Here is a 12,765-nt window from a genome sequence, read left to right as displayed (position 1 = left end):
TGACGAAGTCAGTAACATATCTACGGCAAGGCGAAGCTGACGTGGTTTGAAGAGATTTTCGAAAAGTATTAAATGCTGAAAAGTTGTCCGAGCAAGAAGGTAACTCCCATAGTCAAGAGACCAATAGTGAGGTTTCGAATCATAGCTGTTTTGGTTGGGGCTTTTCCAAGTTTGGCACTAGTGTAACCAGTGAGAAGAAGGGCCACACCGACGATAAGGACAGTAGCAGGGATGCGGTATTCACTTGGGAAAATGGTAATTGAAAGCATTGGTGGTAAGCTACCAAGGAAAAAAGAAATAAAGCTAGAGATAGCAGCATGCCAAGGATTGGTAAATTCTTCATACTCAATCCCATATTTTTCCTCTACCAAAGCCTTGAGCGGATTATTTAAAAAGGCTTTGTTGGTGAGAAGTTGGGCTGATGTTTCACACTCATCATTTTGGATATAAGCAGCATAGAGGGACTTTTTGGCTAACTCTATATCTTGGTCTAGCAAGAGTTGCTCACGCGCAACGGCCGCTTCCTCAGTATCTTTTTGAGTTGAAACGGACACATATTCTCCACCAGCCATTGAAAAGGCACCAGCTAAGATAGCCGCAAAACCTGATAAAAAGATAATCCAGATATTGCTCGTAGCACTAGCAACCCCAATAACCACACCAGCAATGGAAATAATTCCATCGTTGGCACCAAGAACACCTGCACGCAGGATATTTAAACGCCCTGCAAAGTTTGAATCAATTTCGTGATTTGTTTCTGACATACTAATCTCCTTTTTATCCAGTATAAAGGAAAAATATAGGGAAATCAATCTTTTAAAAGTATCTGAAAAAAGTTGCACGATTTTAATGATATAAAAATGTCGACATCTTCTCTGATAGATCAAACACCGAAGGTAAAGAGTATAGAATAGCATAAAAAATTTTAAATTAAATACGATAAACATTTTGTTCACTTTATAATCGTTTGCAAGAGAATAATTAGTATTAAATCAAATAAAATCCAAATATTTTACGAACTTTTTTATATTTTTTTCGTAAAAGGCTTTACAAGTTCTTGGAAACATGATATAGTAATAAAGCTTAGAAAATGAGATGATGTTTTCTAGCAAATATAAACCCGAGTAAAAAATGCCTACGGACAGGCAGGGTTGAATGCCGAAGCGTGGTTGAAAAACCACATTATTGATAGGGTTAAAAGCCTACTTTTATAAGTTGATGTTAGGACACGTGTCCTAATTCATAAATTTTTAGTGTGGTGAAAGCACACGTCATCTTGTGAAACGATCAATAAAGTACGTAATATTTGCTACTAGAGAGTTAGGAAACATCGGGAACAGACATACTCAACAGAAACAAACATAAAAACGTCAGAAGATTGCAGAGCAGGTGAAATCCTGCTCTTTTTTCATGAGTCAACCTTTAGTTCCTTAGTTTTCATAAGGTCCTAAAAATATTGAAAGGAGTATGTCTTGAAAGAGTTAGATCAAAACCAAGCCCCAATTTATGAGGCCTTGGTGAAGTTACGCAAGAAAAGGATTGTTCCCTTTGATGTACCAGGTCACAAACGCGGACGAGGAAATCCAGAACTTGTCGAACTGTTAGGTGAAAAATGTGTTGGCATTGATGTCAATTCGATGAAACCCTTGGATAATCTTGGTCACCCTATTTCGATTATTCGGGATGCAGAGGAGCTAGCGGCGGATGCTTTTGGAGCTAGCCATGCCTTTCTCATGATTGGTGGAACAACTTCATCGGTGCAGACTATGATTCTGTCAACCTGCAAGGCTGGAGATAAGATTATTCTGCCACGTAATGTCCACAAATCTGCTATCAATGCGCTGGTTCTATGTGGTGCCATTCCCATCTATATAGAGATGAGTGTAGATCCTAAAATTGGTATCGCTTTAGGTCTTGAAAATGATCGAGTAGCCCAGGCCATAAAGGACCATCCAGATGCCAAGGCCATTTTGATTAACAATCCTACTTACTACGGCATCTGTTCAGACCTAAAGAGATTGACAAAAATGGCTCATGAAGCTGGCATGATGGTTTTGGTAGATGAGGCCCACGGAGCGCATTTGCATTTCACTAATAAACTTCCAATTTCTGCTATGGATGCAGGTGCTGATATGGCAGCAGTTTCTATGCATAAGTCTGGTGGGAGTTTGACCCAAAGTTCGCTTCTTTTAATCGGGGAGCAGATGAATCCTGAATACGTTCGTCAGATAATCAACCTGACCCAGTCAACATCCGCCTCTTATTTGCTGATGGCTAGTTTGGATATTTCACGTCGCAACTTGGCCCTTCGTGGTAAAGAGTCGTTTGAGAAGGTCATTGAGCTATCCGAGTACGCTCGTCGTGAAATCAATGCTATTGGTGGTTACTATGCCTACTCAAAAGAGTTAATTGATGGTGTGTCGGTCTGTGATTTTGATGTAACCAAGTTGTCAGTTTACACTCAGGGTATTGGCTTAACAGGTATCGAGGTTTATGACCTCCTACGAGACGAATACGACATTCAGATTGAGTTTGGTGATATTGGCAATATCCTGGCCTACATTTCGATTGGTGACCGTATCCAAGACATCGAGCGCTTGGTTGGTGCTTTGGCTGATATCAAGAGACTTTACTCGAGAGATGGAAAAGACTTAATAGCTGGAGAATATATTCAGCCTGAGTTGGTGCTGTCTCCACAAGAAGCCTTCTATTCCGAGAGAAAAAGCTTGACCTTGGATGAGTCTGTTGGACAAGTCTGTGGGGAATTTGTCATGTGCTATCCTCCAGGAATCCCTATCTTGGCTCCTGGTGAACGCATTACACGTGAAATTGTATACTATATCCAATTTGCCAAGGAACGTGGTTGCTCCCTCCAAGGGACGGAAGATCCTGAGGTCAATCACATCAACGTCATTAAGAGAAAGGAGAACTAGATGGATTTATGGTTTTCTGAAGTTCATACTCCAGATGTCAAATTATCCTTGAGAACAGCCAAGCAACTCTACGCTGGTAAAAGTGAATGGCAGGATATCGAAGTCTTGGATACGCCAGCTTTTGGAAAGATTTTGATTTTAAACGGGCATGTCTTGTTTTCAGATGCGGATGATTTTGTCTACAACGAAATGACTGTTCACGTTCCAATGGCTGTGCATCCCAATCCCAAGAAAGTCTTGGTTATTGGGGGTGGTGACGGTGGTGTTGCTCAAGTATTAACCCTCTATCCTGAACTGGAGCAAATCGATATTGTGGAACCAGATGAGATGTTGGTTGAGGTCTGTCGTGAGTATTTTCCAGACTTTGCTGCGGGACTTGATGACCCTCGTGTTACCATTTACTATCAAAATGGGCTACGCTTTTTGCGAAACTGCGAAGATGATTACGATATTATCATCAACGATGCGACAGATCCATTTGGTCATACGGAAGGGCTCTTTACCAAGGAATTTTACGGCAACAGTTACAGAGCCTTGAAAGAAGACGGTATCATGATTTACCAGCATGGGAGTCCCTTCTTTGACGAGGATGAGTCGGCTTGCCGAAGCATGCACCGTAAGGTTAATCAAGCCTTTCCAATCAGTCGGGTCTATCAGGCCCATATCCCAACTAGCCCAGCTGGCTATTGGTTGTTTGGATTTGCATCGAAAAAATACCACCCTGTCAAAGATTTTGATAAAGAAGGCTGGAAAAAACGCCAGCTTTTCACAGAATACTACACTGCAAACTTACACGTGGGGGCCTTTATGTTGCCCAAGTATGTTGAGGACATTTTAGAAGAAGAGGAAGGAAAAAAATGAGTCGTTTACTAGTTATTGGATGTGGGGGAGTTGCCCAAGTTGCTATTTCAAAGATTTGTCAAGATAGCGAAACCTTTACAGAGATTATGATTGCCAGTCGTACCAAGTCAAAATGTGATGACTTGAAGGCTAAACTGGAAGGCAAAACAAGTACAAAGATTGAGACAGCTGCTCTTGATGCTGACAAGGTAGAAGAAGTGATTGCCCTGATTGAAAGCTATAAGCCAGAAGCCGTTTTGAACGTAGCACTACCATATCAAGATTTAACCATTATGGACGCTTGTTTGGCAACAGGTGTTCACTATATCGATACAGCCAACTACGAAGCAGAAGACACGGAAGAGCCTGAGTGGCGTGCTATCTACGAAAAACGCTGCAAGGAACTTGGTTTTACAGCCTACTTTGACTACTCATGGCAGTGGGCTTATCAGGAGAAATTCAAAGAAGCAGGCTTGACTGCTCTTCTTGGTTCTGGTTTTGACCCAGGTGTGACCAGTGTCTTTTCAGCTTATGCCCTCAAACACTATTTTGATGAAATCCATTATATCGACATTTTAGACTGTAATGGTGGTGACCACGGTTATCCGTTTGCGACAAACTTTAACCCAGAAATCAATCTACGCGAGGTTTCAGCACCAGGTTCTTATTGGGAAGATGGAAAATGGGTCGAAGTCGAAGCTATGTCTATCAAGCGCGAGTACGATTTCCCTCAGGTCGGACAAAAAGACATGTATCTTCTTCATCACGAAGAAATCGAATCATTAGCGAAAAACATTCCGGGTGTCAAACGCATTCGTTTCTTTATGACTTTTGGTCAATCATACTTGACGCACATGAAATGTTTGGAAAATGTCGGTCTCCTTCGTACGGATACCATTAACTTTAACGGTCAAGAAATTGTTCCAATCCAATTTTTGAAAGCCTTGCTTCCAGATCCAGCCAGCCTTGGGCCACGCACTGTAGGTAAAACCAATATTGGATGTATCTTTACAGGTGTAAAAGATGGCGTTGAAAAGACCATCTACATCTACAATGTTTGCGACCATCAGGAATGTTACGCAGAGGTTGGTTCGCAAGCGATTTCTTACACGACAGGAGTTCCAGCCATGATTGGGACTAAGTTGGTTATGAACGGTACTTGGAAACAAGCTGGAGTTTACAACCTTGAAGAGTTGGATCCAGATCCATTCATGGAAGCTTTGAATGAGTATGGTTTGCCTTGGGTTGTGGTTGAAAATCCACAAACGGTGGACTAATGAAGCTAGAACAAGTACCAACACCAGCTTATGTCATTGATTTGGCCAAGTTAGAAGCCAATTGTCGTATTCTAAAATATGTTCAAGAAGAAGCTGGTTGCAAGGTTTTGCTTGCCCAGAAGGCATATTCCCTCTACAAAACCTATCCCTTGATCAGCCAGTATCTATCAGGTACAACTGCAAGTGGTCTCTATGAAGCAAAGCTAGCTAGAGAAGAGTTCCCTGGTGAAGTCCATGTCTTTGCGCCTGCTTTCAAGGATGCAGACTTGGAGGAATTGCTGGAGATAACGGATCATATTGTCTTTAACTCTGAGAGACAGTTGCGCAAGCATAGGGCTCGTTGTCGGGAGGCTGGTGTCAGTGTAGGTTTACGTCTCAATCCTCAATGTTCAACTCAAGAAGATCACGCGCTCTATGACCCCTGTGCACCAGGTTCTCGTTTTGGCGTGACACTAGATAAAATTCCTAGCGATTTGTTGGATTTGGTTGACGGACTACATTTTCATACTCTTTGCGAGCAAGGCTCAGATGATTTAGAGACAACTTTGAAAGCAGTAGAAGAGCAGTTTGGTCCCTACTTACATCAAGTTAAATGGCTCAATATGGGTGGTGGTCATCACATCACAAGAGAGGACTATGATGTAGATTTGCTGATTTCTGAGATCAAGCGTATCCGAGAAACTTACAATCTTGAAGTCTATATCGAGCCCGGGGAAGCTATTGCGCTCAATGCAGGTTATCTAGCAACTGAAGTATTGGATATTGTAGAAAACGGTATGGAAATCTTGGTTTTAGATGCCTCTGCGACCTGCCATATGCCTGACGTACTCGAGATGCCCTATCGTCCACCTTTGAGAAATGGCTTTGAGGCACAGGAAAAAGCCCATACCTATAGACTTTCTTCCAATACTTGTCTGACAGGAGATGTGATCGGTGATTATAGCTTTGAAAATCCAGTTCAAATCGGAGACAGACTTTATTTTGAAGATATGGCCATTTATTCCTTTGTCAAAAACAATACCTTCAACGGTATTGGATTGCCAAGTCTCTATCTCATGGACGAACAGGGAGACTGCAGCTTAGTCAAAGCCTTTGGCTATCAAGATTTTAAAGGGAGATTATCATGATGGACAGTCCCAAAAAATTAGGCTATCGCATGCCAGCAGAGTACGAAGCACATCATGGTACCCTCATGATATGGCCGACTCGACCAGGTTCATGGCCCTTTCAAGGAAAGGCTGCTAAAAGAGCTTTCAGCCAGATTATTAAGACCATAGCAGAAGGGGAAAACGTTTATCTCTTGGTGGAGCGGGACTATCTATCAGAAGCCCAATCTTATCTTGGAGACAAGGTTGTTTATTTAGACATCCCCACCAATGATGCCTGGGCGCGTGATACAGGTCCGACCATTCTTGTCAATGATGAAGGCCAGAAATTAGCCGTGGATTGGTCTTTCAATGCTTGGGGTGGAGCTGTAGATGGTCTCTACCAAGACTATGAAGATGATGATCAAGTAGCCAGTCATTTTGCTGAGGTCTTGGAAATGCCCGTTTACGATGCCAAACCTTTTGTACTGGAAGGAGGCGCAATCCATAGTGATGGACAAGGAACCATTCTCGTAACTGAAAGTTGCTTGCTTAGTCCTGGGCGTAATCCTCACCTAAGTAAGGAAAAAATTGAGAGAAGTTTATTGGACTATCTAGGTGCTGAAAAAGTTATCTGGCTTCCTTATGGTATTTATCAGGATGAAACCAATGAACACGTTGACAATGTTGCAGCCTTTGTTGGTCCTGCTGAGGTTGTTTTGGCTTGGACAGACGACAAAAGCGATCCTCAATATGACATGTCAAAATCAGATCTCGAACTCTTAGAGCAAGAGACAGATGCAAAAGGTCGCCCTTTCACTATTCATAAGCTTCCTATCCCTGCAGTTCGACAAGTTGTTACAGAAGAAGATTTGCCAGGCTACATCTATGAAGAAGGAGAAGAAGAGCGATACGCAGGTGAACGACTAGCAGCTTCCTACGTAAACTTTTATATCGCCAATAAGGCAGTCTTGGTTCCCCAGTTTCAAGATAAAAACGACCAAGTGGCCTTAGATATCCTCAGCAAGTGTTTTCCAGACCGTAAAGTTGTCGGAATTCCAGCCAGAGATATTCTATTAGGTGGTGGCAATATCCACTGTATCACCCAACAAATCCCAGAATAGGAGAAAAAGATGAGAAATGTAAGAGTTGCAGCCATTCAAATGCAATGCGCCAAGGATGTGGCAACAAATATCCAAACCGCAGAGCGTTTAGTACGTCAGGCTGCAGAACACGGTGCCCAAATTATTCTCTTGCCCGAGTTGTTTGAACGTCCATACTTTTGTCAGGAACGTCAGTATGACTACTACCAGCATGCCCAGTCGGTGACAGACAATACAGCTATTCAGCATTTTAAAACCATTGCCAAGGAGCTAAAGGTCGTTTTACCAATCAGTTTCTATGAAAAAGATGGCAATGTCTTGTATAACTCTATTGCTGTCATTGATGCAGATGGGGAAGTGCTAGGCGTTTATCGGAAGACCCATATACCAGATGATCATTATTATCAAGAAAAGTTTTATTTCACACCCGGTAACACAGGTTTCAAGGTCTGGGATACGTGCTACGCTAAGATTGGGATCGGTATCTGTTGGGATCAATGGTTCCCTGAAACAGCCCGCTGTCTTGCGTTAAATGGGGCTGAATTGCTCTTTTATCCAACAGCCATCGGTTCAGAGCCGATTTTGGATACAGATAGTTGTGGTCACTGGCAACGTACCATGCAAGGACACGCAGCAGCAAATATTGTCCCAGTTATTGCAGCCAATCGTTATGGATTAGAGGAAGTCACTCCAAGTGAGGAAAATGGTGGACAGAGTTCCAGTCTTGACTTCTACGGTTCCTCCTTTATGACGGATGAAACAGGAGCTATTCTAGAGCGAGCTGAAAGACAAGGTGAAGCTGTTCTGTTAGCAACTTATGACCTTGACAAGGGAGCAAGTGAACGCCTAAACTGGGGCTTGTTTCGAGATAGAAGACCCGAAATGTATCAACGAATTACGGACTAGTAGGAGAGAAATGAGAGATTCATTCTGCTAGACTAACTTCTTATTAGCAACTATAAGGATACTATGTTGTTTAGCAAGTGGATTTTATATTTTAACCCTCTAAGGCTTTCTCGCGATTTTATGCGAGGAGCTTTTCTGTTTAAGCTTTATCAATAAAACATGCTATAATAGTTGCAGAAAGGTTGGTGTTTATGGCTAGGATATTGGTTATTGAAGACAATAGTGACATTCAAGAAATTTTGCGAACACTTCTCACTGAGGAGCATGAGGTGATTCAAGCCTTTTCTGGTACAGAAGGAATCATGCGTTTTGACCAAGGTGGGATTGACCTCGTTTTGCTAGATATCATGCTTCCTGGAAAAAATGGGGATCAGGTTTTAAAAGCCATCAGGGAACAAAGCCAAACTCCAGTCATTATGCTAACAGCTTTGAGCGATAAAAAGTTAATCAGTCAATATCTCTTAGATGGTGCCAATGATTACATAGTGAAACCTTTTGATTTGGACGAAGTCTTTGCTAGAGTTACTGTTCAATTACGCCAAAGTGCAGAAAAACAGCCTACGGAAATAGAAAAAACTGAAAATCTGCCACAAAACTTAAAAAATATCCAGTTTAATGCAGAAAGTTTTGAAATCAAAAATAGTCAGGAAACCATTCGCCTTGCCAAGAAAGAATGCTTGATTCTCCAAACTCTCCTTAAACACCCTAAGAAAATTTTTACCAAGGAAGAACTTTATGAGTTGGTCTGGGAGGATAGCTACCTACCTGGAGATAATACTCTCAATACGCATTTGAGTAATCTTCGTAAAAAATTAAACCAGCTTGACCCACATCAAGAATATATTGAAACCATCTGGGGAGTTGGGGTAAGATTAAAAGGAGACAAGCAATGACCTACATCTTAATCGTTGTCCTACTGATACTCCTAATTATTTTATCGATTGTATTAATTCGCTACCATCTAGCACTTAAAAACTTGAGTCAACAGATTGAAGACAAGATTCTCACGGGTAGTATGAAAAGAGTAGGGGTCAGCATTTTTTCCAAACATTTTTTACAACTCTACCAGCAAATTGAAAATCTATTTCTGGAAGTAGAGCAATCTCGGTTGGTGATGAAAAGGGAAAAGGAGACTCTGGATATGGCCATCAGCAATATCGCCCATGATATTCGGACGCCTTTGACTATCGCTTCAGGCTACACCCAACAATTGATAAAATCTCCTGAAGATAAAGCAGAAACCTTACAAAAAATCGCCCAGCATCTTGATTTAGTTTCCAAACGTTTGGAGGCTCTCCTAGAATATCGTCGTTTGATGGAAGGAGCTGTCAAACCGAAACTGGAAGAAGTGGATTTTTCAGCTTTTATCACCAAAAAGACTTTGGCTTATTATGATGTTTTTCAGGCGGCAAATATCACGCTTGATTTTAAGGTTGAAGCTGGTTTGAAAATGAGAACCGATGAAGACTTGCTGGATCGAATTTTACAAAATCTGCTTGGAAATGTCCTCAAACATGGCAAGGAAGAAGCGCGGCTATCTTTGCGAAAGGAAAAGGAACAGTTTGTCTTAGAGATTGCAAACCTTGTCAAACAGCCTATCAAAAGAATAGAAAATCTCAGCAACCGTTTTTATTCTGAAAATCTATCTGATACGGAAGAATCCTCTGGTTTAGGTCTTTATATCACTGAGGAATTATGCCATCTTCTTGGTGCAGAAATGAAACTAAGCACAGATGGGCAGTGGTTATCGGTTTTCATTTACTTTTAACGAAAGAAACCTCCTCTGTAGGCTAGAGGAGGTCATTTTTTATAGACTTTTCTTTCTGAAAACTGCCAGTCCACTTAGATTAAAGATTACAATAACAGCTAAGGTAACTATAAGTGTATAGAAAATGGATTCACTATTAGCAGTCATAGCATAGAAAAACTGCAATGATAAATATGGCAAAATTTTGATATTTGGAAAAATGATCATTGGCATAGAAAGTAAGATAGAGCTGACCAAATAACCAATAAATACCGCAATATAAGAATGACTAACATAGAGGATGAAGGAAACAATGGAAAGCCAAGCAAGGAGGCAAAGAAATTGAAGGAAAATGGTTACCAGTAGATTGCCAATAAAGCCATCAGGCATAGTTCCAAATCCATTTAAGATAGTTGCTGGAATAAAGGCAATCACAAGGCTGATGATGACTTGTAAAAGTGCAATAGAAGCCAATACAAAGGCTTTCGCTAGAAAAAACTCGGTACGAGAGACACCCACTGTTAAATTATTTTTATAGAGTTTGCCGATTAAATCAACTCCAAGAACGAGGCAGGCTAGGACGATGCAGAGAAAAACGAGGTTTGAACCTTGACTAGATGCGTTGATCAGGGCTTGTACACCGTCCCAACCATGGGTTGGAATGTCTGGCTCTTCTGTCTGGATTGCCATTAGATGGCCAGTAGCCCCAAAAACAGCCCCCATTAACATGAGTACAAATAGAATGAACTCTGTAATCCAGAATCCTTTGGAACGGAAAAGACGGTAAAAGTCTGCTTGAATGGTATGTATCATGATTTTTCTCCTATTCGACCAATTGAGTGAAGTATTCTTCTAGATTTTGACGGGCATAGTAAATCTCGTCAATGGCAACATCTGCCAAGGTTAATTCCTTAAGAATCTGCTTGACATCTTGTTCCTGACCAAAGATATGGATTTCATTTTCTGGATTAACAACCTTAAACTGGAGCTGGATTTGTTCTTTCAATACTTGACAAGCTTTCTCTTTATCAGCTGTCTTAAGAACAATGTAATCCTCACTTAGTGTTTCAAATTCAGCTTTGCTGATTTCACGGATAACCTTGCCTTGATCTAAAATACCAAAACGATTGGCTAGGAGATAGAGTTCTGACAAGATATGGCTAGAGATGAGAATGGTGATCCCTTTCTCTTGATTGAGCCGTTGAATCATGAGTCGAAATTCTTTGATACCGATTGGGTCGAGACCGTTGATAGGTTCATCTAAAATCAGGAAGTCTGGTTTGGATAGGAGGGCAATGGCGATCCCAAGTCTTTGTTTCATTCCTAGCGAGAAATCACGAAAGAATTTTTTACCTGTATCTGCCAAACCTACATAGTCCAGGGTTTCACGAATGACTTGATCAGCATTTGGAATATGCCGAATCATACAGTAATATTTCAGATTTTGATAAGCTGTTAAGTGATTATGAGCTACAGGTGATTCGATAACAGAACCTACTCGAGATAGAGACTTGCTCCACTCATTTTCCGTTTTGCTGGAGAAGAGGGAAACAGTTCCTTTATCCGCAAAAAGTAGTTGCGTAATAATTTTTATCAAGGTGGTCTTCCCAGCTCCGTTCTTCCCGATAAGTCCATAAATATCTCCCTCTCTTATCGTTAGATGAAGATCCTGAAGAATAGCTTGTTTGGCAAAGTTTTTGGACAATCCATGAATGTCAAGTACTGTTTTCATGATTCTCTCCTTTTGATTTATTTTGATAATTTTAGTATAAAGCATAGAAATCAAAGAAAGCTCAAGCATTTCTAAAGAGTTTCTAAAGTTTTAGGAATTCTTAAATATCAAAACCCAGTTGATATGAACTGGGCTTCTTAATTATAAAATATATTTCTCAATCGCACGCGCAACGCCGTCTTCTTCGTTGCTGACTGTAACAGCATCCGCAAGAGATTTGACATGGTCACTAGCATTTCCCATAGCAATACCGAGGCCGGCAAACTGGAGCATTTCAATGTCGTTATTGGCATCGCCCATGGCCATAATCTCTGAGGAATCAATTTTCAAAATATCTGCTAGTCGAGAAAGAGCAGTAGCCTTTGTCGTACCAAGTGGCATAGCTTCATAAATGACAGGCTGCGAACGAACTCCACTGAATCGTTGGCAGAGTTCTGTAGCAAAACGCTCTTCAAAATCGTCTGTTTGCTCCTCTGTACCTAAAAACATACCTTGGAACATCCGGTACCTGCCACTAGTCGCTTCCTCAAGAGAAATTTCAGTCAGGTCTGAAAAAACTAGTTTGGCGTCATTTTGGATGACTTGATTGGGCTTGCCACCGAGGACAAAATAATGTTCCTCATCAAAAAGAGTCAACTGAACATCACTTTTTTCAGCTAGGTCATAGAGGTATTCGATGTCAGATGGACTGAGTTCTTGCCAATCAACCAGACTCCAGTCACTTGTCTGGTGGGTTGAGCAACCGTTATTGACAATGACATACTCATTCTGGAGGTCCAGCCCCAGTTTTTTATAGTAGGGGAGGACGCCGAAAAGCGGGCGACCCGTACAAAGTACCAGTTTGATACCTTTTTCAATAGCTTGGTGAATAGCAGTAATGTGAGCTTGTGGAATTTCCTTGGCTTCATTGAGGAGGGTTCCGTCCATATCCAAGGCTAGTAGTTTAATCATAAGACTTCCTTCTTTATCTTTTGGTATTATTATAGCATATTTTGGAGAAGAAATTGATAGGAAGCTTGGGGCTAATTGATTTTACAGTTTAAGATGTTTGGAGAACATTTATTAGGAAAGGTTACACGTTATTCAATTAAGCAAATAATTATATTTGGCAAGCTGGTCAAAAAAACAGAGTATTTAAGATG

At 41.1% G+C, this 12,765-nt stretch carries 12 protein-coding genes; 8 read left to right on the top strand and 4 right to left on the bottom strand.

Annotated elements, in window-relative coordinates; genetic code table 11:
* Positions 1-68: 68 nt before the first annotated feature.
* Positions 69-764, bottom strand: coding sequence for a VIT family protein (locus HT714_RS07835; RefSeq protein ID WP_173251751.1), 696 nt, complete (start codon positions 762-764; stop codon positions 69-71).
* 708 nt (positions 765-1,472) lie between these two features.
* On the opposite strand from HT714_RS07835, the gene HT714_RS07830 reads away from it, so the two are divergent.
* The 8 genes from HT714_RS07830 (at position 1,473) to HT714_RS07795 (ending at position 9,912) form a co-directional block, all read left to right on the top strand.
* Positions 1,473-2,933, top strand: a complete 1,461-nt coding sequence (locus HT714_RS07830; RefSeq protein ID WP_173251749.1) for an aminotransferase class I/II-fold pyridoxal phosphate-dependent enzyme — start codon at positions 1,473-1,475, stop codon at positions 2,931-2,933.
* Complete coding sequence (gene speE / locus HT714_RS07825) at positions 2,934-3,794, top strand: polyamine aminopropyltransferase (RefSeq protein ID WP_000366713.1); 861 nt, start codon at positions 2,934-2,936, stop codon at positions 3,792-3,794. It abuts the gene before it with no gap.
* Positions 3,791-5,050, top strand: coding sequence for a saccharopine dehydrogenase family protein (locus HT714_RS07820; protein WP_173251746.1), 1,260 nt, complete (start codon positions 3,791-3,793; stop codon positions 5,048-5,050). The genes speE and HT714_RS07820 overlap by 4 nt, the downstream gene beginning before the upstream one ends.
* On the top strand, positions 5,050-6,177 hold the full coding sequence (nspC, locus tag HT714_RS07815) for a carboxynorspermidine decarboxylase (protein ID WP_173251744.1): 1,128 nt from the start codon (positions 5,050-5,052) through the stop codon (positions 6,175-6,177). Before HT714_RS07820 ends, nspC begins: the two co-directional genes overlap by 1 nt.
* The gene (gene aguA, locus HT714_RS07810) at positions 6,174-7,259 is read left to right on the top strand and encodes an agmatine deiminase (protein ID WP_173251741.1); all 1,086 of its coding nucleotides are present in this window, start codon (positions 6,174-6,176) and stop codon (positions 7,257-7,259) included. Before nspC ends, aguA begins: the two co-directional genes overlap by 4 nt.
* Before the next feature lie 9 nt (positions 7,260-7,268).
* A complete protein-coding gene (gene aguB / locus HT714_RS07805; protein ID WP_173227198.1) occupies positions 7,269-8,144 on the top strand; it encodes an N-carbamoylputrescine amidase in 876 nt (291 codons plus the stop codon).
* 191 nt (positions 8,145-8,335) lie between these two features.
* Entirely contained in the window at positions 8,336-9,037 is a 702-nt protein-coding gene (locus HT714_RS07800) for a response regulator transcription factor (protein WP_173227200.1), read from the top strand.
* On the top strand, positions 9,034-9,912 hold the full coding sequence (locus tag HT714_RS07795; protein WP_173227202.1) for a HAMP domain-containing sensor histidine kinase: 879 nt from the start codon (positions 9,034-9,036) through the stop codon (positions 9,910-9,912). Before HT714_RS07800 ends, HT714_RS07795 begins: the two co-directional genes overlap by 4 nt.
* 39 nt (positions 9,913-9,951) lie before the next feature.
* Here the strand turns inward: HT714_RS07795 and HT714_RS07790 are convergent, their stop codons facing one another.
* The 3 genes from HT714_RS07790 to HT714_RS07780 all read right to left on the bottom strand — a co-directional run bounded on the left by HT714_RS07790 (position 9,952) and on the right by HT714_RS07780 (position 12,574).
* The gene (locus tag HT714_RS07790; protein WP_173227204.1) at positions 9,952-10,704 is read right to left on the bottom strand and encodes an ABC transporter permease; all 753 of its coding nucleotides are present in this window, start codon (positions 10,702-10,704) and stop codon (positions 9,952-9,954) included.
* 10 nt (positions 10,705-10,714) lie between these two features.
* Positions 10,715-11,623: an ATP-binding cassette domain-containing protein gene (locus tag HT714_RS07785; RefSeq protein ID WP_173227206.1), complete on the bottom strand. Its 909-nt coding sequence runs from the start codon at positions 11,621-11,623 to the stop codon at positions 10,715-10,717.
* Between the two features lie 141 nt (positions 11,624-11,764).
* A complete protein-coding gene (locus HT714_RS07780; protein ID WP_173227208.1) occupies positions 11,765-12,574 on the bottom strand; it encodes a Cof-type HAD-IIB family hydrolase in 810 nt (269 codons plus the stop codon).
* Positions 12,575-12,765: the final 191 nt, after the last annotated feature.

Source organism: Streptococcus sp. 3705 (assembly GCF_013277145.1).
In the GTDB taxonomy this organism is placed as follows: Bacteria; Bacillota; Bacilli; order Lactobacillales; family Streptococcaceae; genus Streptococcus.
This window is presented reverse-complemented; position numbering and strand designations above follow the sequence as displayed.

Bases quoted from the DNA above. Each gene is read 5' to 3' on its own strand.
- HT714_RS07835 (WP_173251751.1), bottom strand. From the start codon at position 764: ATGTCAGAAACAAATCACGAAATTGATTCAAACTTTGCAGGGCGTTTA.
- speE (WP_000366713.1), top strand. From the start codon at position 2,934: ATGGATTTATGGTTTTCTGAAGTTCATACTCCAGATGTCAAATTATCC.
- HT714_RS07820 (WP_173251746.1), top strand. From the start codon at position 3,791: ATGAGTCGTTTACTAGTTATTGGATGTGGGGGAGTTGCCCAAGTTGCT.
- nspC (WP_173251744.1), top strand. From the start codon at position 5,050: ATGAAGCTAGAACAAGTACCAACACCAGCTTATGTCATTGATTTGGCC.
- aguA (WP_173251741.1), top strand. From the start codon at position 6,174: ATGATGGACAGTCCCAAAAAATTAGGCTATCGCATGCCAGCAGAGTAC.
- aguB (WP_173227198.1), top strand. From the start codon at position 7,269: ATGAGAAATGTAAGAGTTGCAGCCATTCAAATGCAATGCGCCAAGGAT.
- HT714_RS07800 (WP_173227200.1), top strand. From the start codon at position 8,336: ATGGCTAGGATATTGGTTATTGAAGACAATAGTGACATTCAAGAAATT.
- HT714_RS07795 (WP_173227202.1), top strand. From the start codon at position 9,034: ATGACCTACATCTTAATCGTTGTCCTACTGATACTCCTAATTATTTTA.
- HT714_RS07790 (WP_173227204.1), bottom strand. From the start codon at position 10,704: ATGATACATACCATTCAAGCAGACTTTTACCGTCTTTTCCGTTCCAAA.
- HT714_RS07785 (WP_173227206.1), bottom strand. From the start codon at position 11,623: ATGAAAACAGTACTTGACATTCATGGATTGTCCAAAAACTTTGCCAAA.
- HT714_RS07780 (WP_173227208.1), bottom strand. From the start codon at position 12,574: ATGATTAAACTACTAGCCTTGGATATGGACGGAACCCTCCTCAATGAA.